This is a genomic window from Clostridium sp. CTA-1 (assembly GCF_054768215.1).
This window is the reverse complement of sequence record NZ_BAAAAP010000001.1, coordinates 211,475-233,855: the sequence shown is the minus strand read 5'-3', so window position 1 is coordinate 233,855 and position 22,381 is coordinate 211,475. Positions and strand designations below refer to the sequence as shown.

The window sequence follows — 22,381 nt, the reverse complement described above, 5'->3', positions numbered from 1 at the left end:
ATTACTCATTTTCTACCGCTGTTCCTATGTCTGCGCTTAATTCTTTTAGATAATTTCTAACACTATAATAAAGCTTTCTATATATTTCAAAACCTGTATCTTTATTACTTGTAAAAATAGTGTCCTGTAAATATAAATCCTGTATACTTGATAGTCTTCCTAAGAAAGCTTTAGGTGTATATAGACTTCTATAATTTCCTTTCTTTATATTCTCCATACCATTCTTATCCTCTATTATTAGATACATTTTAATTCCTTTATTTTTTGACCTTTGAAGTTCTCTTATAAGTCTTATATCATCATGTGTATCTGTTTTTTCTGCTAAATTTCCGGCAAGTTCATCAACGCTATTCTTTCTCTCAACTGCTACTGGAAAATATATATCTCTATAAATACCCATATCAGGCCTTTTAGTTATTATTGCAGTGTAATCTCCTTCATCTATCTTTTTCTTTTTATATTTAACCTTCTTTTCATCAAAATAATTTAATACATGCTGATTTTTTTGCTCTCTTGTATCATATAAAATCATAAAGTTTTCTTTAAGAAGTTTTTTAATTTCTGTATCTGTAAATTTATAATACATTCTTATCCTCCTGCCTTGATTATTTTGTTAATATTTTTGAATTGTGATCTAACCTGCTAATGTATCGCACCATCTACAAAATGCTTTTAATATAGATGCTACATTAACATCACTAAATTCTCCACCAAATCCGATAGATCCAGTTTGGCTAAATGTAATACCTTCCCTATCATCAAAATAACTGCCCTTAATTCTTAATCGTGCATATTTTAAACCACTTTTTTTAAGCACTTTTACATCTTTAACTCTTTGTTTTCTTACTTCCATACCCATTTGTTGAGCATGAAAACCTCCATTTTTTAAATAATAATTTAATTCCTCAGATAAAATTTCAGTTAGCTCTTCAATATCTTCCTTCTTTATATTGCTATAATCCAATCCCTTATTTTTAAAGTATTCTCTTGCTTCTTCACGCTGCATTTATAAAGACTCCCTTCATAGTTTTTTATTACGACATAAAAATACCGTAAAATTCATTTCTGAATAATACGGTATTAAAAACAATTATTATCTTTAAAAGAAAAGTACATCTTAATGTTCACATCTTAAGTATTGTCAGATTAATTACAGCATAATTAATTTCCTAAATTTATTCATCCACTTCACCATTAAATTTGCTTGAAATCTGCATTATGATTGAATTGTAATATGATTTAATTAGATCTCTTTCAGTTTTTCCTATATAACTATTATGAGCAATTAAATTTCTACACTCAGCCATTTCATTTATTTTTGGTAAAATAAAATCTTGTGAATTAAAATATTCTTTAAAAATATCCCAATTACTATTAATTATAGTGCCGAGATCTTTAAAATCTAAATAGAACAAATCACTATCTCCTCTGAGACTTAACCACTTATTGCTGGTAGCATTTTCTTTTCGCTTACTTATGGTATTTCTCAAAGCTGTTGTAATAACAAGTTTATTAAAATAATCTTGTCCATATTTTTCTTTTGATACAAGTTCTATGAACATTCTTAGAGAATTCTCTACTGAATAAAGATAAGTATATACTTCTGACATCTCCTGCCCTTTTATTACAATATCGTCTGGTAATATTCTCTTTAAAATTTGGTTTGATGTATTTTTTATTTGATTTTCCAAATCATACATAATGTCATCATCTTCGTCAATATCAACCGTTAAATCACGAGCAAAAACTATTTTCTTTATATCATACCCTACTTCTCCTGGAATAAGGTTCTCACATATACGGGATAATAATTTTTTATACCCATCATTAATATCTAAATTTTCAATATATATTGGATTAACATAAAACTTTATATTTATACCTGTTGCATCCCATCTGCCAGAGCCATCAACATAATATGAAGTACCTAAGTCATCAATATATAATCGTGCTCCCTTCAAATAGTGATACAATTGTGCTTCACCATTTCTCTTAATTTCTCCAAGAATTCCTTTAAAAAATTGTTCATTTGTAAATGGCAAACTAAAAGTGTAGCTACTCATTTTTCCTTTCCTCCACATATCTTGTAAATTATAATAATTATATCATATGGAAGTGGAACTATGCACCTTATCTTGAACAATTTTCAAATTCCAACACCGTATTATTCAATTTTCAAAGAACATTTTAATTCGTAATTAGTTCAAGTTCAGATGTTGCATATTTTGCAACATCTCTTTGAATTGTTTACTAATTATCTGTAATTTCCTTCACCAAGTAAAGGAGTTATCTCACTTCTATCAACACCTAATAAAAAACATTTATTTGCAATTTCGCAGCATTCATCATTGAGTATATTCCAATACATTGCGCCACCCATCTGATTTCTAATACTTACAGATTTTTTCAATTGTTCCAAGGCTTCTTCTTTTGACATTCCATTTAACTCTTCATTTTTTATACTAAACATAAAAAATTCCTCCTTGATTTTATTTCATAATAATTCCATATTTCGCCCTAATCTAACTTTATTATTCTATTTTTATAAATCTAGAACGGGATATCCCCATCATCCACAGGCGTTAAACCTTCCCCGTAGTCAGTAGATGATTCGTTAGATTCATTTTCATTAATCTTTGACCCTTTATCCTGTAAAAACTCAAAATCTTCTACTACTATATCTGTGCTCCATCTGTTATTACCTTCTTTGTCAACATACTTGTTTATTTGAAGTCTTCCACTAAGGCCAAACCTATGTCCCTTTTGAACATAATTTGCTATTGCTTCAGCTCTTTTCCCAAAACATACACAAGGGATAAAATCTGCTTCCTGTGGCTTGGACTTGTCAAATTGCGGTCTGTTTACCGCTAATGTAAATTTTGTTACTGCTGTTCCTGTCCCAGGAGCAAAAGTTAACTCTGGATCTTTAGTTAATCTCCCAACAAGTTGTATTTTATTCATCCGTTACACCCCTTTGATTTTAACTTGGTTGCTATTTTCTCCTGGCTCAATATGCTGCTCCAGCAAATAACTTGCTTCCATATCTGCAGTATGTAAAGCCAAAGCCCCTTTACACATATTAAATGAATTACTCATTGCATTCATATTGGCCGAATTCTCACCAGCTGCCCCCATATGCCACCTAATCATTAAAATTTCATCTTTAGATAACCTTATGAATTGTTGTAATTTTATAATGGATTTCTCACCATGCCCTACTGGAAAAGCATCTTCAAATCCATATCCTTGGTAACTCTCCCATTTTTGAGTTTTCTCGTTTTTCCTGTTCTTTGTGCATTTATGATATAAATTAACTTTGCATATATCATGCAATACTGCAGTTACTATCATAGTTTCTTCTGATACTCCCAAATCAAATTGTTTATTTTTAATCTTTAAAAGCTCATATACATTTAAGCTATGCTCTGCTAGTCCTCCCTCAAAATTTCCATGATACTTAGTTGAAGCTGGAGCCACAAAGAAATCTGTTTCTTCCAGATACTTAATAACTTTATCTATACCCTCTCTTCCAGTGCTTTTTAAAAGGTTAATTATTCTTTCTTTAATCTCAAAAATATCTTTCATTTTCTACTCTCCTAACTTATTTCTAATCCTGGCACTGCAATATATGTTGGTATGCCAGTTAAAGCTTCTATCTCTTTTTTAAATTCTTCTGGATTTCCATTATTCTCACTTAAATGAATTAAAGTAATGGTTTTTGTGTTAGATAAATCCCAAGCTTTTAAAGTTTCCTTCAATGTTTCTAAACTCATATGGGATTTAAAAGTTCTTGTTTGATATGGTTCTAAATCTTCCATATACTTTTCTGAATAGTTGCACTCGATAAGAATATGGTCCACATTTTTAAACTTATACTTTAGGTAATACGTATCTGTTGCAAATAATATTTTACCTAGCTGTGGGTGCTGTATTAAATATCCTAGATTTTCACATTCTGTCCCATCTGAATCTGTATGTTGACAATTAAAAGCTAGAATTGTGAAATTACCTATTGAAAATTTATCTTTATTTTGAACTATCCTTACTTTTCTATTTGCTTTACAATTGTATTTCTCTGCTACTTCTAATGGTGCATATATCTTTGTTATACTATCTAAAACTTTTCTAAGGCTTCTGCAATGATCTGAATGTTTATGACTTATCAAACACCCTTTAACTTCTTTAATATTATAATTTAAACCTTTGAGTATATTTCTCCAATCAATCCCACACTCAAGCAGGAGTTTTTCTCCTCCCGCTTGAATAATGTAGCAATTACCTTTAGATCCACTAGACAATACCTTAATCATTAGTATGGATTATCCTCACTTTCTTCTTCGCTTACTATTTCATCCTCAACAACTTTATTTTTTTCTTTATTATTTTTGTTTTCTACTGGTGTTGTCTCTTCCATATCAATAACTTCTTTATTGGCTTCCTGTTTTATTTCCTCTTTAATTTCCTGAAAATCAACATCCTTTGCATTTTGAGGATTGTCTACATAATCAATATTTTCATCTAAACCGCTATCTTTATTTACAATTCCTTCTTTTATTACCGCTTGATCTGCTTTAATTCCTGTTTGCATTTCTATGCTTAAGATGCCCCATTTTTTAATCATATCCTTAAGTACAGTTTTCTTGGCCATAGAATCAAAATCATCCTTCCAAGGACCACTACTAAAGGTTTTTGAATATTTCTTAGCATGGCTTAATACATCTTCTTTTCTCCAATAAACAACCTTTTCAAATCCATTTGTAAGTCTAAAAAATCCAGCATATCCTATTACCTCTTCACTTTCTTTGTTTTCAAAATTGAATTCTAATTCTTCTGTAAGTGGATTCCATGATTTTAATTGTCCTTTATATACTTCAACTACATTTATATTTTTATATTGTGAAGTTCTTAAAGCTAATTGAACATACCCTCTATAACCAAGTTGAAACTGTGCTTTCTTAATCCATTTTCCAGTCTTTTTATCCTTACAGTTATAAGGTACTACATAAGCAAACCCTATATTGGGGTCTATTGGTAAATCTAATGTAGCTGCAACAACTGCAGAACTAATAACCGTCATTGGCTCACATTCTTTTAAGGTAGGACTATTTGAAACATTTATCATTGAACTTACAAATCCAGGCGTTTTCTTACCTAAGATTTCATTAAGTCTTTCCTTTATTTGAGTTCCTTTACTACTATCTAAAATTGATTTTACATTCTCTGCTTTTGCTAATTGGTCCATACTAAATTACCTCCACTTTCATTTTTTTATCTTTACTAACAATTAGATTAATAACTTGACTTTCTACTGGAATAATTTTATTTGTACTTTCACGGTTGTCTATAAAAATTGGAGCTTGTACACCATAGTGGTTGCATAAAGTATTTATAATATCTAACCCTGCGTTAATTCTTGCGGCACTATTTAAATTACTGCTATATGGCACCCCGTTTATGCAAGGCTCGCATGTTTCCTCTAAGCCGCCATTAATTTGATTTTTAAACATTTTAAATTTTACATACTTAAATTTAGAATTTACCTTTTCTTCTAATAGCTCAACTTTAGTTCTTATAAACTCTTCTGAAAGAATTTCTAACCCTTCAAGCTCTGCAATTTTTTCACTTAGTTTTATTTCTTCCTTTTCAAGCTCCCTTATTCTTTCTTTAGCCTTTTCATTTACTTCTTTATGTGCTAGTTGCTTGTCCAATTCTCTAAGTTGCTCTTGTAATTCTTCCTTCTTATTGTTTAATTCTGCAGTATCTTCTTTCTTATAAGACTGAATTTGACTTTCAAGACTATAAATTTCTTGTTTTATATATTTAATTTCTTCTGGATCCTCTATTTCTGTTTTAAGACTATTTAATTTGCCTTGAAGTGTCTCCAAAGATTTTTTAGTTGCTGCTAACATATTTTCTTCATCTTCTATTTTCTTATTTAAACTCTCATTTTTACTTTTTAATTCTTCTATCTTAGCCGCAGTAGATTTACCTTCTGCTATATTTTCCTTTAGCTTTTTAGCTTTATTGGAATTAAAATTACCTTCTAATTCTTCCCTTTTAGCTTCAATATCACTTGTTTCAAATTTTCTTTTACAGGTTGGGCATATACAAGTTGCTTCATCAAACACAAATTTAAAATTTTTAATCTCCTTATATACGTTTAATAAGTTATTTCTTTTTAAAAGTGTATTATCTATATGGTCCTGATTTCTTTTTACTTCTTTCTCAAATTCATTTATGTTCATACTCAAATGTCTTATGTTTATCTCTGTACTCCTTATCTTTCCTTCAACTTCCATTTTGGGCTTATTTACATTTGCCTTAAACTTATATTCAGCCTCTGTTAATTCTTGTCTTTTTTCCAGTAATGCTGCCTTTAACTTGAATAGCCCTTCATTAGCTTTACTCTTATCCAATAATTGTTCATCTATATTTTTAATGCCTGTAGCTACACCTCTTCGCTGTATATCTAATTCATCAAAGTCAAACTCTTGTATTGAATTATTTACTTCATCAATCCTGCTTGGCATCTGAGCTCTATCTTTTTTAAGTTGATTAATTTTAGATTTATTAGCTTTTACAAAATCATCAACTGTATTATCATTCAAATGCTTTCTTAATGGTTCTAAGTCTTTTTTAGAATCAATTACACTATTACAATCCATATCCCCAACAATCTCTGTTATAATAGCTCTTCTATCCTTCCATGGTAAGCTAGCAAAATATTGTGGATTAGTTATTAATTTAAATAGCTTTTCATCTAATAACTCAGATATAAATTGTTTATATTCTCCTACTTTTTTAGGCACTTCATTAACATAATACTGGCTCTCATATCCTTTAAAATCTAATTTAGCAGTACCTCTTACCTTGCTATATTTTTCTTTATACACTCTCTTTAAGGCTACTTCCTTGCCATCTATATCTAATATTGCCTCTATAATTGTTTCTAAATTATGAATTGGGTTATTATCCTTGTCCAATGGTTGTACATCAAACTTAGTACTATCTTTAGAATCTTTATCAAACAGTAGAAAATTAAATGCATCTTGAATAGTAGTTTTTCCTGTTCCATTTTCCCCAAATATGTTTGTTATCTCACCAAAATCTATAGCTAAATCTTTTAGGCCCTTAAAGTTTTTTAGGCTCAAATTTTTTAAAAAGATTGAATTTACCATTATTATTTCCTCCCCTTAAGCTCTCTATTATATTTTCTTAATTGCTCTATTTTTGCATTATTATAATTAATATGTTTTTCTAATTGTTTGTTAATTATTTTCAAGGTCAAAATATCTCTTTCATGGAGTTTTATATAATTACTACTTTTCACTTTATTCCCTCCATGTTTTCTAACTTTTCTCTAAGTGAGTTGCAAGTATTTTGCCACATACGGTTGTCATTCTTAAGCTTATTTATTTTCTCCCATTGCTGTCCTATGATTTCATTGTTCCGTTCACATGTTTCTTCAAGTTCTTTTATATATTCTTCCAGCCCTGCTATATTTGTATTGTCATTTAAAACTACTGTTATAGGTTGTTTATCCGCTTCTTTCAAGTCTGCTATATAATCTAAAATACCTGTTAAATCCTTAATGACCATTTCTTTGGGTAACCAGTTTCTATCGCATTTTAAGTCTGAATATCTATCTATAGTTGTAGTTAATAATGCAACTACTATATCTTTCATCATCTTTACAAATCCTCCAATCTCATTTAAAATTTAAGTAACGTATTTTAACTTAATTGTTTGGCTCCTGGCAGGGAGCTTTTTTTTCTTTTTAAAAGTGTTTACCAAATTGCATACCGTGCTTTTGTCTAAACAGAAAATTTCAGCTATTTCTTTAAATTTAAAACCCATTTCTCTAAACTTAACCATATCCTCTACATCTTCTTTGGGTCTTTTGTTTCTAAATAATGTTCCTTTATCGTACAATTCTGCCGCTTGTTCCATAGTGCATGGTTGCTCTCTTAGGATTGTTATTAATAAGATGCACCAGTTTTTATCCACTTTTTAATCCTCCTTCCTATACGCATCTTTTAAAAATATTTGCACTTCTTATTGCAATATCCAACACATAACTTAAGCTTGTACATTTTTTAAAACTAATCCTATTAAACTTAATATCATCCGTTACTATTTCCATTACTACTCCAAACTCTGCTTTTGTTAGATTGATTCCCCTTTCTTCTAGTAATTTTTTTAACATTTCTATTTCTCCATTTCTATAATTTTTTTCCTCTTATAAAATTTATAAATTCATTGTCTTAAGTAATTCTGGTAATGCATTATTTATACAATTTTTTAATGTTTCATATTTAAACTTCCATTCTTCTGATTCTTTTTCTAATCTTCTTTCCCTAGGAGTTTTAATATCATATTTATTAAATAAAGTTTCCTTTTCCATCTCCTCTATTACTGCTAATGGGAATCTATTTTTATTTGTTTTTAAGTGAGGTAACTTGCCTGCATTATTGTCTTCATAAATTTTTGTTAAACATATTTGCCATCTTTCCGCTAATTGTTTAGGTGTTAATACTGTTGACTTCATTTAACTTGTCCCCCTTCTAATTAATTTTTAAATCTTTGAATATCTCATCTGTTGTGCATTCGTAAACCTTAGCAATTTTACTAATTAACTTTGCACTTGGTGTTGTATGCCCTTGTTCTAATTTATAGAAAGTACTTTTACTTATACCAAGCTTTTCGACAGCCTCATTAGTGTCTAGCCCTATGTTAATTCTTCTTATCTTTATTGGTGTTATTTTCATTTGTTATCACATCCTTTCTTTGATTAATCTGTTATGTTCCGTGATTTGTTTTTCTTACTATAGCTATATATTATCCTGTTTTGCGATAATATCAAACTTCTATTTTATCACAAATAAGGATAATATAGAAGATTATATTTACATTCCTTTAAAATTCTTTATTTATCTTAAATTTCCTATTGATTTTATCCTAAAATGTGATAAAATTATCCTAAGAGGTGAATTTGTTATGTTAGGTGATAAAATTAAGCAATTAAGAGAGAATAAAAAATTAACTCAACACGAGTTAGCAAATAAATTAAATATAGCTCAATCTACTATTGGTATGATTGAGGGTAATAAACGACCAGCTGGTAGAAAAACATTAATAAAATTAGCTGATTTTTTTGGCGTATCAGTTGATTATTTACTATCAGAAGATATTGCATCAGAAGAAGAAATAATTAAATTGAATAAGAAAGATGAAAAAGACATAAAAAAAGCCCTTAATGAAACACTAAGCCAATTAGAAAACTCTCAAGATGGGTTGATGTTTGATGGTGAACCTATAGATGATGAAACAAGAGAACTATTAAAAATAAGTTTAGAAAATTCTATGAGGTTAGCTAAAGAAATAGCTAAGAAAAAATATACTCCTAAAAAGTATAAGAAATAATTTTAGGGGGTATGGATAATGAAAAACGTAATACAAGAAAGTGTTAATAAACTAGTAAAACAATATAAAACCAATAACCCATTTGATATTGCTAATGCTAAAAATATTATAGTTATCAAAGAACCTCTTGGTTCTATTAATGGATACTATAATAAATTTGTTAGACAAAAAATAATACATATAAATGCGGATTTAACTTATTCTAAGCAATTATTTACATGTGCCCATGAATTAGGACATGCTATTCATCATCCTAACGCTAATACTCCTTTTTTAGTAAATAATACATTTTATTCTGTAAATAAATTAGAACGTCAAGCTAATATGTTTGCTGCTAGTTTATTAATTCCTTCTGATATATTCTTTCACTATGAAGGCTATTCTTTTGAATATATTTCAAGTGCTGAATATATTCCAATTGAACTTTTAAGGCTGCGTTATGAAATGTTAAGCAATCCGCATTAATTTTTTTGACAATAAATTAGAACATATGTTTTGAAAGGAGAGTAATTAAATGGATTATAATATAACCTGGAGAAAAAAAGACAAAGGTTGGCAATTTATTATTAGTTATAAAATTAATGGTAAGTGGAAGCAAAAATCTAAACAAGGTTTTAAAACTCAAAAAGAAGCTAAACCTGTAATGGAAAATATGCTAGATGATTTAGAAAATGAAATCGAAAATCAAAAACATTTAAATGTTGAATATACAGGTATCACTTTAAAAAAATTCTCTGAAATATATTTAGAACATGAAACATTGTATAGGGAACAAAACACTATTGAAATGAAAGAATATTCTCTAAAAAAGATTGAGATATTAGAAGATATGTTATTAAAAGATATAAGTAATTTAGATATTCAAAAATGTGTTGATACTATGGTTAAAGAGGATTTAAGTAAACAAACAATTAAAAATTATTTGAGTATGCTTAAAGCAATGTTTAATTCTGCTATAGATCAATTTAATATTATAACTTCTAATCCTATAACTAATATTAAATTACCAGAAGATAAAGGCTTAAAAGAGAAAAAAGCCCTAACGCAAGCTGAGTTCAAAAATCTATTAGATATCATTAATGATACTAGATTAAATCTAATAACACTTCTAGCTGGTTCCTGTGGGCTTAGAATCGGTGAAATACTTGGACTAAAATGGAGTGACATTGATGAGATTAATTTAACTGTATCTATTAAAAGACAATTAAAAAAAATTAAGAAAAAGAAAAAATATGGAATTGGTAGTTTAAAAAGTAAAAACTCATACAGGACAGTTCCACTTTCAGATAATGTTTATAAGGAATTGAAAAATTTTAAAAATATTTATCCTCTAAATTTTGATAATAGATTATTCAAATTTACAAATACAGCCTCAATGGCAAGCAGATTATCTGAATTGTATTTTAAAAAAGGTTATGACATAAGTGTTCACGAATTAAGGCATACATATGCTACTACTTTGATTGCAAACGGAGTTGATTTTAAAACTGTTGCAAAATTAATGGGCCACTCTGTAGAGCAAACAATAAGAACATATAGTCATGTGACAGATGAAATGATGAAAAAAGCCACACAAACTATACGTTCTATTTTTTAATTTTTTATTTTTGACGTTTCTTTTGACGTCTACCTGTTAAGTATTGATTTTACAGACCTTAAACCTAGAATAGTGCTTATTAATATAATATGTTCTTTAATATAGAAAAGTGCATGTACACATAAATATACTTTATTTTTTCTGTATAGTTTAAATAGAGTCTTTTATTTCTTTAACTATATCATAAAATATGGGTACTGAAGTAGTTGCAGCACTTTCTCCTTTGGCTTTTATCTTAGGTATGAATACTACCATAGTATAATATTTATTATTTATCTTGAAAAAACCTGTAAACCAAGCATCTGAAAGTGGTTCCATTTTACCTTCAGCATTAACTTCTTGTCTTTCATTAGTACCAGTTTTTCCTCCAATTTCTATATTAGAATCATAAGCTAAAGTAGCAGTTCCCCTTTTTACAACCTCTTTCATTTGTTCCTTTAAACTATTTGCAGAATAAGTTCCTATAATTTGTTCTTTTGTAGTATTAAATTCTTCTACTGTATTATTTTTATCATCTACAAAGGCTTCTAATACGTAGGGCTTAACGTAAACACCATTATTCACCACAGTACTCACCATAGAAACTGCTTCTATAGGAGTTATTCTAATAAGCTGACCAAAGGATACTAAGGATAAAGTACCATCACTTAAATTTGGTTTTTCTCCTTTTTCCATTTGAATAGCACCCTGCTGTTCATAGTGTAAATCTAACACTTTGTTATATATCCCATGCTTTTTAACCATATTATCAATATTCTCAAATCCTGCTTTTCTTCCTATTTGTGAAAATATATCATTACAAGAAACTATAAAAGCCTCCTTTGTGCTAAAACTTCCATGAGTTCCTTTTTTATTATTTTCAAATTCTCCAGTACATTTAAAACTATCCTTTAAGGATACTTTATTGTTTTCTAATGCGGCTTCTTCTGTTATTATTTTAAATATAGATCCCGGTGGAAACCCATTTTGTGTAGCCGCCCCTATATTTACATTAGGTAATGTTTCATCCTTTTGAACCATAGCACGTATCTTCCCTGACTCTGCTTCTGAAAGAATTACACCTACTTGGTTAAAATCCTTATATTCTTTTTTATTTAAAACCTTTCTTATACTATCTTGAACTTTAGAGTCTAATGTAAGTCTAGGGTTTATATTAGACTTAGGTTCTTCTGTCTTTTCTGATATAATTTCTCCTCCTAAATCTTTTTCATATATTATTTTAGATTTTTTATTATCTTTTACCCTATTATATATTTTCATCTCTAAAGACTCTTTGCCTTTAAAAGTTTTTTGATCATTTTTATAAGGATTTAATAGCATATTTTCTAACTTCCAGGCCTCTTTTTTATCATTTATATTCTTATCTACCTCTTGTTTTTTGTATGCATAAAATCCCTTTACACCTTTTATATCTTTTAGTTTTTCATAAGTTATTTTATCTATTTCATAGTAATTTTTACCACTATTATCTATAGTTTGATTTTGGGTTATATCATATTTTTCATTATAATTTCTTAAAATATACATTATTGTTAACAGTTTTTCTTCATCTTTTTCTTCTTTGTTATCTTTAAAAGCACTTGGCACCAGAACAGCATAATATTTCTCTTTATATTTTAATAAATCATTCCCTTTAGTATCTAGAAGCTTATATTTATTATCTCTTGTATCTTCTTCATAAGCGTATTGGGATTCTGCCATAGTAGCTAATTTTTCTGCATCAAAAATCTGAAATTTAACCATTCTATATATAAGAAACAAAAATATAACCATAAATAATGTTAATAATTTATAAGCCTTTCTTTTCTCCCTGTATCTCATAATAAAAACACCTCATCTTAGCTAAATTATAACCAAAATAAGGTGTTTTATTCTAAATTATTACTATTTCATTTTAAATAATATTTTATTTTTGTAACAAATGTTTTATATTTGCTACCATCATATCTATGGCTACTTTGTTATGTCCACCCTCTGGAATTATTATATCTGCATATCTTTTTGAAGGCTCTATAAATTGCATATGCATTGGCCTTACAACGGTTAAGTATTGATTTATGACTGAATCTACAGTTCTTCCTCTTTCGTTTATATCTCTTAAAAGTCTTCTTATTATTCTTACATCTGCATCTGTATCCACATATATCTTTATATCTAATAATTCTCTAATCTTTGGATCTTGAAGCACTAATATACCTTCTACAATTATAATGTCCCTAGGTTCGACTTTTACAGTTTCTTTTTTTCTATTATGAGTTTCAAAATCATAAATAGGTTTCTCTATAACATTTAAATCTATTAAATTTTTTAAATGATCTATTAAAAGTTCATTATCAAAAGCATCTGGATGATCGTAATTTTTTTTGCATCTTTCTTCAAAAGGTATACTGCTTTGATCTTTATAATAAGAGTCCTGCTCTATCATAAAAATACAAGCTTCATCAAATTTATTATATATTTCCTTAGCTACAGTACTTTTTCCTGAACCAGTTCCTCCAGTTATACCTATCAACACTGGGCGTTTCATTAGCTTTCCCCCTTATTTTCTAGTTTTTTATTAAACATTTAATTAAATCATTTTATGTATAATAAAATTTACAATTATAACAAATTAGTGGTGTATTCTTGGCTAATTCTCTTCCTTCACAATAATATATAAATATGTTTTTATATATTATTTATTTTTTATAAGTATATCATTTTCTTTTAAGCTTTTATCTGTGTTAACTTTAAATATCATTTGGGCTGAAGGAGCAGACTCTATCTTTTTATCATTTTTGTCTCTCATATTGACTATATTTATTTTAAATATAGGACCTTCAGGTCTTAAAACTTCTAGTTCATCTCCATCTAAAACCTTATTTCTTTGCTCTACTATAGCTTCCATAGTTTCTTCATTAAATTCCTTTACAATACCTACAATATCACAAGTTCTAATATATGAAGAAGATTCATGTAATTGCTTATTAGGATCATTAAAATAAAAACCTGTAAAATATGCTCTATGGCTAGCCTTTTTTAGATAATCCATCCATCTTTCTTTAAAAGTATAATTTTCTGGATCTTTAAAATAAGCATCTATAGCTTCTCTATAGGCTTTAACTACTGTAGCTACATAGAAAGAACTTTTCATTCTTCCTTCTATTTTAAAAGAATCTATACCACTTTGAACTAATTCTGGTATGTGCTCTATCATACACATATCCTTTGAATTCATTATATATGTTCCTTTATCATCTTCAACTACAGGGAAATACTCCCCTTCTCTTTTTTCTTCCATTAAATAATATTTGTATCTACAAGGTTGTGCACATGCTCCTCTGTTAGAATCTCTCCCTGTCATATAATTAGATAAGAGGCATCTGCCAGAATAAGACATACACATAGAACCGTGAACAAAGGCTTCTAATTCACAATCTTTTTCTATTTTCTCTCTTATGGTTTTTATTTCTTCTATAGTTAGTTCTCTTGCTAATACAATTCTTTTAACACCTTGTTTATACCAAAAATCTATGGTTTTAAAATTAACTGTATTTGCTTGAGTACTTAAATGTATTTCTAAATTTGGTACAGTTTCTCTTGCAGTCATAATAATTCCCGGGTCTGAAACTATTATGGCATCTACTCTAAATTCATATAATTTTTTTAAATACTCTTCTAATCCGTTAAAATCTTCGTTACGAGGGAACACATTTATTGTAACATGAACCTTTCTACCTCTATCATGAGCATATTTTATACCCTCTTTAAGTTCTTCATCTGTGAAATTGTCTGCAAAGGCTCTTAAATTTAATCTGCTACCACCTAAATAAACCGCATCCGCTCCAAAGTTTATAGCTGTCTTTAATTTTTCCAAATTTCCTGCTGGAGCTAAAAGTTCTGGTTTTTTTATATTAAGCATCCTCATTCCTCCTCTTAGTTATGGCAATTCCATCTCCCATTGGTATAATTGAGGTTATGAAATTATCCTTGTCACTTATCATATTCATATATTTTCTCATTCTTTTAACTATAGTTATCTTTCTTCTTATAACTAATTCATCATTAGCAACCATACCTCTAAAAAGTACATTATCTGCTATTATAATTCCATCTTTATTTAAAAGCTTTAAACAATAAGGCAAAAATTCATTATAATGTCCTTTTCCTGCATCCATAAAAATCATATCATATTTATCATCTAAATCTTTAAGGATTTCTAGACAATCCCCATGAATAATTTTTATTTTATCTTTAAAGCCATGTTTTTCAATATTACTTCTTGCAATTTCTATCATTTTATCATCACGTTCAATGGTAGTAATATTAGACTCTCCATTTGAACTTAAACTCATAAATATTGAAGAGTATCCTATAGCTGTGCCTAACTCAAGTATTTTTTTAGGTTTTTTTACACTTATCATAAACTCTAAAAAATTAGCCACTTCTTTATGTACTATTGGAACAGTATTTTCCTTAGCATAGTCTTCTAATTCCTTTAATATTCCCTCATTTTCTGGTATAAGACCTCTTATATATTCTTCCATATAATCATAGGCTACTTTACTCATGTTTACCTCCAATTTAAAATTAATAATACATAAGGTGACCTTTTAATTTTTAAATATAATAGGTCACCTGCAGCAAAATATATTAATCTCCTTGAGTTTCCTTTTTCACCTTTAAAAAATCGTTATAGTTCTTTGTAAAAAAGTGAGTTCCATTATTTTTAGAAACAAAATACAGATAATCTGTTTTTTCTGGATTTAATGCTGCCTTTATGGAATTTTTACCTGGAGAACATATAGGTCCTATAGGTAATCCCGTATTCAAATAAGTATTATAAGGAGACTTTATTTTTAGATCTTTATAATATAATTTATCTTTATGATATCCTAATGCATACAATACTGTAGCACAGGATTCCATTTTCATTTTTTTATCTATTCTATTATAAAATACAGATGCTACCTTACCTCTTTCAGCATCTTTTTCAGCTTCTTTCTCTATAACAGATGCCATGCTAATTAATTTATCCATGTCTTCATCTTTTATTTTTATATTATCTTCTTTTTCTATTTCTTTAATAACATAATTAAACCTATCTAACATTTTATCTATTATTTTATCTCCTTGCATACCTTTAAAAAACTCATAAGTATCTGGAAATAAGTATCCTTCTAAAGAGTACTTCCTATTCTTATCTTCCTTTACAAAAGAAGGAGTTTTGTATTCTTTTATACTTTTTATAAAATCTTCTTTCTTTATTATTCCCTGTTTTTCCAATTTATTTCCTATTTCATCTATATTATACCCTTCTGGAATAGTAACTTTTATAGGTCTATTATCATATATGCCTTCTTTTAAATTGAGCAATAAATTATAAGCATTTAAATTAACTGAAAATACATATTCTCCTGGAACTACTTTTTGTGGTGCTTGTACTTTCTTAATATAATTTTTTAATATTTTTTTGCTTTTAATCTTGCCTTCTTTATCTATTTTTTCTATAACATCATTTAAACTCTGGTCCTTGTCTACAACAATCTTAACAACTTCATTTCCATCTGCTTTTAATGGAGCTTTTAAAATTTTTCTGTCATAATACTTAATAGATACAAAACCTATAGCTAAAACTGCAACTATAGCCATTACTAAAATAATTAGCCTGTTTTTATTTTTCACAAAATCACCACCCATAGGTTAATATAGACAAACAACCAGCCCTAAGCTAGTTGTTTGTTAGAATTATGATGCCTATTTATTTTTTTCTTATTGTAGCTTTTCTTCTTAATTCTGAATCTAATATTTTCTTTCTCATTCTTATATTTTTTGGAGTAACTTCTACTAATTCATCAGATGCTACGAATTCAAGACATTGTTCTAAAGACATTTTTGTCACTGGAACTAACTTTAAAGCTTCATCAGCACCTGAAGATCTAGTATTAGATAAATGCTTTTTCTTACATACATTAACATCTATATCTCCTGTTCTAGAACATTGTCCTGCTATCATACCTGCATATACTGGGGTTCCTGGTTCTAAAAATAGTATTCCTCTTTCTTGAGCATTAAACAATCCATAAGTTATAGCTTCTCCAGATTCAAATACTACTAATGATCCTCTTGATCTTTCAGGTATTTCTCCTTTATATGCTTCATAATCTTCTAATACATGGTTCATTATACCATTACCCTTAGTATCAGTCATAAATTCATTTCTGAATCCTATTAATCCTCTTGCTGGAACTTTAAATTCTAATCTTGTATAACCATTTATAGCTGAAGTCATATTAATCATCTCAGCTTTTCTTGGTCCTAATTTTTCCATAACTACACCCATAAATTCTTCTGGTACATCTATAGTTAATCTTTCAATAGGTTCTAATTTTTTACCATTTTCTTCTTTAAATATAACTGTTGGTTTTGAAACTTGGAATTCGTAACCTTCTCTTCTCATAGTTTCTATTAATACAGATAAATGAAGTTCTCCTCTTCCACTTACTTTAAAGCATTCTGCTCTATCTGTATCTTCTACCCTTAAGCTAACATTAGTTTCTAATTCTTTTATAAGTCTATCTCTTAAATGTCTTGATGTAACAAACTTGCCATCTTGTCCTGCAAAAGGAGAATCATTAACCATAAAGTTCATGCTTAATGTAGGCTCATCTATCTCTACAAAAGGAAGAGCTTCTGGTTCATTAACATCCGCTACAGTTTCTCCTATATTAATATCTGGTATACCTGCTACCGCTACTATGTCTCCTAGTTTAGCTTCTTCTGTCTCTATTCTTGCTAATCCATCGTAAACATATAGTGAAGATATTTTTACATTTTCTACTTTTCCATCTTTTCTTATTAAAGCTACCTGTTGATTCTTCTTTATGCTTCCTCTTTCTATTTTACCAATACCTATTTTACCTACATATTCGTTATAATCTATAGTAGTTACTAACATTTGTAATGGCTTATCTATATGTCCTTCTGGTGATTTAACATTTTTAATTATAGCTTCAAATAAAGCTTCCATATTATCTGATTCATCTTCCATTTCATTTTTAGCTATACCGTCTCTAGCTGAACAATATATTACTGGAAAATCTAATTGCTCATCATTAGCTCCAAGTTCTACGAACAAGTCAAATATTTCATCTAAAACTTCTTCTGGTCTACCATCTGGTTTATCAATTTTATTTATTACTACTATTGGCTTAAGGTTAAGTTCTAATGCCTTTTTAGTAACAAACTTTGTTTGTGGCATAGCCCCTTCATAGGAATCTACTACTAATAAAACACTATCTACCATTTTTAGTACACGTTCAACTTCTCCTCCAAAATCCGCATGTCCTGGAGTATCTACTATATTTATCTTAATACCGTTATAATTTACGGCAGTATTTTTAGATAATATAGTTATTCCTCTTTCTTTTTCTATGTCATTAGAGTCCATAACTCTTTCCTCTACCTTTTCGTTGTCTCTAAAAACGTGGCTTTGTCTTAAAAGTGCATCTACAAGTGTTGTCTTACCGTGGTCAACGTGAGCGATTATGGCCACATTTCTAATGTCATTTCTAACAAATAAACTCATATTCTTTCCTCCAATTATTAAATTAAAAAACTTATATATTTTATCTCACAGATAAGTACCATTAACCTATGACTATTAAATAAATGGCACTAAGTCCCGGATAATTTCACTAATCTTTAGCAAAAGCTATTACTTCTTCTAAAGGCAAGTTCTAATAAATATTTTTTACTATTTATTTTTAAAATTTTAAACCAAAGATTTTTAAATGAAATATCATTTACTCAAAAAAATTGGATACTTCCTAGTATCCAACTTGGTTCACCTTATTATTTTAATATTATACTCAAAAAAAGTCAACTTATGTAGTATATTAATTTATTTATCTAAACTTACATCTGCTGATTCCTTAAACATTTTCATTATATCTTTCTTTATTACTGACTGTTTTTCATAAAAATTTAAATTGTTTAATAATCTTATATTAGACTTCATAATTATTTAACTACCCATATCAACAAAAGTATCTTATAACAAAATAATCTTAATTAAATAATGTATAGGTTTAATTAAGTTAAAAAGCTATGAATTTGAAATATTATATTTCTAAAATTCATAGCTTATCTTTTTAAAATTATTAGGTATTAAAAAGCTCTTTAAAATTTTCACTTAAAAATTATTTTTTATAAGCTATTTTAATATATTGTACTATATTTCCATTATAATTGGCAATATCATAGGTTTTCTCTTTGTTTTTTCATATAAGAATCCTCTTAAAACATCTTTTATGTTTGTTTTAATTGCAGCCCATTCTGTAATATGATTTCTTTCACATTCTTCTAGAGCTTTTTTTACTAAATCTTTAGCTTCTTCCATTAAATCCTCTGATTCTCTTACATAAACAAAACCTCTTGATATTATATCAGGGCCTGCAATAACAGAACCTGAAACCTTTTCTATAGTAACAACTACTGTTAATATACCATCTTGAGATAAGTGTTTTCTATCTCTTAATACTATATTCCCTACGTCTCCTACACCTAGTCCATCTACAAAGACTTGACCTGACACTACAGAACCATTTTTTCTAATGCATTCCCTACTTACTTCTATAACATCACCTATATCTGAAACCATAACATGGTTTTCTGGTAATCCTAATTGACAAGCAAGTTCTCCATGTTGTTTTAAGTGCCTATATTCTCCATGAACAGGTATAAAATATTTAGGTCTTACTAATGTATGCATAAGTTTAAGTTCTTCCTGGCATGCATGACCAGATACATGGATATCTGCAAGTGTTTCATATATAACATCTGCACCCTTTTTAAATAACTGATTTATCACCCTAGATACTAATTTTTCATTACCTGGAATAGGTGTTGCAGATATAATTACCTTATCACCAGGCTTTATATTTACTTTTTTATGCTCTGAAGCTGCCATTCTAGAAAGAGCTGACATAGGTTCTCCTTGACTTCCTGTAGTTATTATAACTACTTGGTCATCTGGATATTTATTTATAGCATCTATGCTTATAAATATATTTTTTTCTGCTTTTATATATCCAAGCTTCATAGCTACTTCCATAATATTTTCCATACTCCTACCGGAAACTGCTACTTTTCTTTTGAATTTTTCAGCAGCTCTTATTATTTGCTGGATTCTATGGATATGAGATGCAAAAGTAGCAACAATTATTCTTCCTTTAACTCCTGAGAATATATTTAAAAAAGCTTCCCCTACAGTACTTTCTGACATGGTATAGCCTGGCCTTTCTACATTTGTACTATCTGCCATCATAGCAATAACTCCACGCTTACCTATTTCAGCAAATCTAGCTAAATCTGTAACATGACCATCTATAGGAGTGTAGTCTATTTTAAAGTCTCCTGTATGGAGAACAACCCCCAAAGGTGTATGTATAGCTATAGCTACTGTGTCTGCTATACTGTGGCTAGTTCTTATAAATTCCACAGAAACATTTTGAAGTCTAATTATTTCCCTTGGCTTTATGCATTTTAACTCCACAGAACTTAGTAGTCCATGTTCTTTTAACTTGGTTTCTACTATGCCTAATGTAAGCTTAGTCCCGTATACTGGTACATTTACTTCTCTCAGAACATAGGGCAATGCTCCTATGTGATCTTCATGACCATGAGTTAAAAATATACCTTTTACTTTATTGATATTCTTTTTAAGATAAGTTATATCAGGAATAACCACATCTATTCCTAACATATCGTCGTCTGGAAACTTAAGGCCGCAATCTATAACTACTATATCATTTTTGTATTCTATAACAGTTAAATTTTTGCCAATTTCATTTAAGCCGCCTAAAGGAATAATCTTTACTTTATCCTTCTCCTTATCTTTTACTCTATCTTTTACTTTATCTCTTTCTTTGTCCACTCGCAAACTTCTTCCCTCCTTTTTCTTTTATGTTTTTATCATAGTTTTATTATTTATTTTCCTTGACATTCCTTGCAGATACCGTAGAACTTTAAACTATGATTCTCTATTTTAAAATTATATTCTTCTTCAATATTTTCTTCTAAATCCTCTAAGAAATCATCCTTAACCTCTATTACCTTATTACACTTACTACATATTAAGTGATGGTGCTGATGATTTTCATCTTCATTTACCAATTCATATCTACTACATCCATCATCTAGGTCTAATTTATATATAACACCCATTTCTTCTAAAAGTTGTACTGTTCTATATACCGTTGCAAGACCTATTTCTGGGCATTCCTCTTTTACTAAATCGTATAACTCTTCTGTAGTTAAATGGCTACCCTCGTGTTTTTTTATCATATCTATAATTGCTCTTCTTTGAGGAGTTAACTTATATCCCTTAGATTTTAATTCTTCTTTTAACTTTTCAATTTCTTCTCTCTTAAAATCTGCCACTTTTCATTCCACCTTTAACTACTTTATTTTAATATAAGTTTAATACAGTATTATCTTATTGTCAATTGATAATCTTTATCTGTAATTTCAAATTATATATTTATAGATTAAATAAAAACTATTATTCTTCTGAAAATAACAATTCATAAGCCTCTGCTACCATATTAAATTCTTCATCTTCTTCTACTGGTACTAGCACTTCTTCACCCTTGTCATTATTATCTATTCTAAGAGCTATAGCCTCATCTACTTCTTCATTCTTTGGAACTACAACTACATATTCTTTATCTTCTATATCAAGCTTTGTTATTACCTCAAATTCAGTTTCTTTTCCTTCTTCATCTGTTAATGTTATTGTATCTATATTATTATCCATATCATTATCCTCCTTATTTTGATAAACTATCTAAGTATCCTTGTAATATATAAGTAGCAGCCATTTTATCTACTATTTTTTTCCTCTTTGAGCGAGATAAATCCGCCTCTAGCATAGCTCTAGTAGCCGCTACAGTCGTTAATCTTTCATCCCACATTTTTATTTCAATATTCACATGTTCTTTTATTAAATCACAAAACTCTAGAACCTTTTCACTTTGTGGTCCTAATGTACCATTCATATTTTTAGGAAGCCCTGATACTATAGTATCTACTTCATATTTATCACATATTTTTTTTATCTCTTCCAAATCATATGCTTCACTTTTTCTTCTTATAGTTGTAATTCCTTGTGCTGTAAAACCTAATGGATCACTTAAAGCTACCCCAATAGTTCTATCACCTATATCTAGACCTAATATTCTCATAAATCTCTCCTAAGTATTGTATTTATATCAAACTCCTATATTATCGGAGTAAGTCATCATCTTTAAATCCTAGATTTGTATTCATTTTATACTAAGCTCCTATTACATAGGAGTAGGCTATTCATACCAAATCGTA

At 28.7% G+C, this 22,381-nt stretch carries 28 protein-coding genes; 3 read left to right on the top strand and 25 right to left on the bottom strand.

The annotated features are described in order from the left end of the window. Position 1: 1 nt before the first annotated feature. From ACYUEW_RS01115 to ACYUEW_RS01045, 15 genes are all read right to left on the bottom strand, one after another. Complete coding sequence (locus tag ACYUEW_RS01115) at positions 2-586, bottom strand: ERCC4 domain-containing protein (protein WP_460276040.1); 585 nt, start codon at positions 584-586, stop codon at positions 2-4. Positions 587-634: 48 nt separating this feature from the next. After that, positions 635-1,006: a hypothetical protein gene (locus ACYUEW_RS01110; protein WP_460276039.1), complete on the bottom strand. Its 372-nt coding sequence runs from the start codon at positions 1,004-1,006 to the stop codon at positions 635-637. A 169-nt stretch (positions 1,007-1,175) separates the two neighbouring features. Further along, on the bottom strand, positions 1,176-2,063 hold the full coding sequence (locus ACYUEW_RS01105; RefSeq protein ID WP_460276038.1) for a Swt1 family HEPN domain-containing protein: 888 nt from the start codon (positions 2,061-2,063) through the stop codon (positions 1,176-1,178). Positions 2,064-2,254: 191 nt separating this feature from the next. Beyond that, the gene (locus ACYUEW_RS01100) at positions 2,255-2,470 is read right to left on the bottom strand and encodes a hypothetical protein (protein ID WP_460276037.1); all 216 of its coding nucleotides are present in this window, start codon (positions 2,468-2,470) and stop codon (positions 2,255-2,257) included. An 80-nt stretch (positions 2,471-2,550) separates the two neighbouring features. Next, positions 2,551-2,961, bottom strand: coding sequence for a single-stranded DNA-binding protein (locus ACYUEW_RS01095; RefSeq protein WP_460276036.1), 411 nt, complete (start codon positions 2,959-2,961; stop codon positions 2,551-2,553). Between the two features lie 3 nt (positions 2,962-2,964). Beyond that, a complete protein-coding gene (locus ACYUEW_RS01090) occupies positions 2,965-3,585 on the bottom strand; it encodes an HD domain-containing protein (protein ID WP_460276035.1) in 621 nt (206 codons plus the stop codon). Between the two features lie 11 nt (positions 3,586-3,596). Then, the gene (locus ACYUEW_RS01085) at positions 3,597-4,310 is read right to left on the bottom strand and encodes an MBL fold metallo-hydrolase (RefSeq protein ID WP_460276034.1); all 714 of its coding nucleotides are present in this window, start codon (positions 4,308-4,310) and stop codon (positions 3,597-3,599) included. Further along, positions 4,310-5,242: a recombinase RecT gene (locus ACYUEW_RS01080; protein ID WP_460276033.1), complete on the bottom strand. Its 933-nt coding sequence runs from the start codon at positions 5,240-5,242 to the stop codon at positions 4,310-4,312. The genes ACYUEW_RS01085 and ACYUEW_RS01080 overlap by 1 nt, the downstream gene beginning before the upstream one ends. Before the next feature lies 1 nt (position 5,243). Further along, positions 5,244-7,178 (bottom strand): AAA family ATPase, encoded by a 1,935-nt coding sequence (locus ACYUEW_RS01075; protein WP_460276032.1) that lies wholly within the window; start codon positions 7,176-7,178, stop codon positions 5,244-5,246. Positions 7,179-7,180: 2 nt separating this feature from the next. After that, positions 7,181-7,330 (bottom strand): flavodoxin, encoded by a 150-nt coding sequence (locus ACYUEW_RS01070; protein ID WP_460276031.1) that lies wholly within the window; start codon positions 7,328-7,330, stop codon positions 7,181-7,183. Further along, entirely contained in the window at positions 7,327-7,689 is a 363-nt protein-coding gene (locus ACYUEW_RS01065) for a hypothetical protein (RefSeq protein ID WP_460276030.1), read from the bottom strand. Before ACYUEW_RS01065 ends, ACYUEW_RS01070 begins: the two co-directional genes overlap by 4 nt. A gap of 30 nt (positions 7,690-7,719) precedes the next feature. Further along, positions 7,720-8,007, bottom strand: coding sequence for a hypothetical protein (locus ACYUEW_RS01060; RefSeq protein WP_080443598.1), 288 nt, complete (start codon positions 8,005-8,007; stop codon positions 7,720-7,722). Between the two features lie 16 nt (positions 8,008-8,023). Continuing rightward, the gene (locus tag ACYUEW_RS01055) at positions 8,024-8,206 is read right to left on the bottom strand and encodes a hypothetical protein (RefSeq protein WP_003495328.1); all 183 of its coding nucleotides are present in this window, start codon (positions 8,204-8,206) and stop codon (positions 8,024-8,026) included. 42 nt (positions 8,207-8,248) lie between these two features. Continuing rightward, positions 8,249-8,548, bottom strand: a complete 300-nt coding sequence (locus ACYUEW_RS01050; RefSeq protein WP_460276029.1) for a hypothetical protein — start codon at positions 8,546-8,548, stop codon at positions 8,249-8,251. Between the two features lie 16 nt (positions 8,549-8,564). Next, the gene (locus tag ACYUEW_RS01045; RefSeq protein ID WP_460276028.1) at positions 8,565-8,768 is read right to left on the bottom strand and encodes a helix-turn-helix domain-containing protein; all 204 of its coding nucleotides are present in this window, start codon (positions 8,766-8,768) and stop codon (positions 8,565-8,567) included. A gap of 229 nt (positions 8,769-8,997) precedes the next feature. Between ACYUEW_RS01045 and ACYUEW_RS01040 the strand changes: the two genes are divergently transcribed. Genes ACYUEW_RS01040 through ACYUEW_RS01030 form a run of 3 tightly spaced genes read left to right on the top strand, consistent with a single transcriptional unit; the run spans position 8,998 to position 11,020 of the window. Next, on the top strand, positions 8,998-9,423 hold the full coding sequence (locus ACYUEW_RS01040; RefSeq protein WP_460276027.1) for a helix-turn-helix domain-containing protein: 426 nt from the start codon (positions 8,998-9,000) through the stop codon (positions 9,421-9,423). An 18-nt stretch (positions 9,424-9,441) separates the two neighbouring features. After that, positions 9,442-9,888, top strand: coding sequence for an ImmA/IrrE family metallo-endopeptidase (locus ACYUEW_RS01035; RefSeq protein ID WP_219649661.1), 447 nt, complete (start codon positions 9,442-9,444; stop codon positions 9,886-9,888). A 49-nt stretch (positions 9,889-9,937) separates the two neighbouring features. Continuing rightward, positions 9,938-11,020, top strand: a complete 1,083-nt coding sequence (locus tag ACYUEW_RS01030) for a site-specific integrase (protein WP_460276026.1) — start codon at positions 9,938-9,940, stop codon at positions 11,018-11,020. A gap of 150 nt (positions 11,021-11,170) precedes the next feature. On the opposite strand, the gene ACYUEW_RS01025 is transcribed toward ACYUEW_RS01030, so the two are convergent. The 10 genes from ACYUEW_RS01025 to ruvX form a co-directional block, all read right to left on the bottom strand. Continuing rightward, complete coding sequence (locus ACYUEW_RS01025; RefSeq protein ID WP_003484648.1) at positions 11,171-12,841, bottom strand: peptidoglycan D,D-transpeptidase FtsI family protein; 1,671 nt, start codon at positions 12,839-12,841, stop codon at positions 11,171-11,173. A gap of 85 nt (positions 12,842-12,926) precedes the next feature. Continuing rightward, positions 12,927-13,547 (bottom strand): uridine kinase, encoded by a 621-nt coding sequence (udk, locus tag ACYUEW_RS01020; RefSeq protein ID WP_003484647.1) that lies wholly within the window; start codon positions 13,545-13,547, stop codon positions 12,927-12,929. A 147-nt stretch (positions 13,548-13,694) separates the two neighbouring features. Continuing rightward, complete coding sequence (locus ACYUEW_RS01015) at positions 13,695-14,921, bottom strand: peptidase U32 family protein (protein ID WP_085333634.1); 1,227 nt, start codon at positions 14,919-14,921, stop codon at positions 13,695-13,697. Further along, positions 14,914-15,570: an O-methyltransferase gene (locus tag ACYUEW_RS01010; RefSeq protein WP_003484645.1), complete on the bottom strand. Its 657-nt coding sequence runs from the start codon at positions 15,568-15,570 to the stop codon at positions 14,914-14,916. The genes ACYUEW_RS01015 and ACYUEW_RS01010 overlap by 8 nt, the downstream gene beginning before the upstream one ends. 82 nt (positions 15,571-15,652) lie before the next feature. Then, positions 15,653-16,684: an endolytic transglycosylase MltG gene (gene mltG / locus ACYUEW_RS01005; RefSeq protein WP_085333635.1), complete on the bottom strand. Its 1,032-nt coding sequence runs from the start codon at positions 16,682-16,684 to the stop codon at positions 15,653-15,655. Positions 16,685-16,760: 76 nt separating this feature from the next. Beyond that, a complete protein-coding gene (typA, locus tag ACYUEW_RS01000) occupies positions 16,761-18,587 on the bottom strand; it encodes a translational GTPase TypA (protein WP_085333636.1) in 1,827 nt (608 codons plus the stop codon). Positions 18,588-19,232: 645 nt separating this feature from the next. Beyond that, on the bottom strand, positions 19,233-20,942 hold the full coding sequence (locus tag ACYUEW_RS00995) for a ribonuclease J (protein WP_042384628.1): 1,710 nt from the start codon (positions 20,940-20,942) through the stop codon (positions 19,233-19,235). A 47-nt stretch (positions 20,943-20,989) separates the two neighbouring features. Next, positions 20,990-21,442, bottom strand: a complete 453-nt coding sequence (locus ACYUEW_RS00990) for a Fur family transcriptional regulator (RefSeq protein WP_003385810.1) — start codon at positions 21,440-21,442, stop codon at positions 20,990-20,992. A gap of 121 nt (positions 21,443-21,563) precedes the next feature. Continuing rightward, positions 21,564-21,818, bottom strand: a complete 255-nt coding sequence (locus ACYUEW_RS00985) for a DUF1292 domain-containing protein (RefSeq protein ID WP_003484639.1) — start codon at positions 21,816-21,818, stop codon at positions 21,564-21,566. Between the two features lie 13 nt (positions 21,819-21,831). Beyond that, entirely contained in the window at positions 21,832-22,245 is a 414-nt protein-coding gene (gene ruvX, locus ACYUEW_RS00980; protein ID WP_003484637.1) for a Holliday junction resolvase RuvX, read from the bottom strand. Positions 22,246-22,381 lie beyond the last annotated feature (136 nt).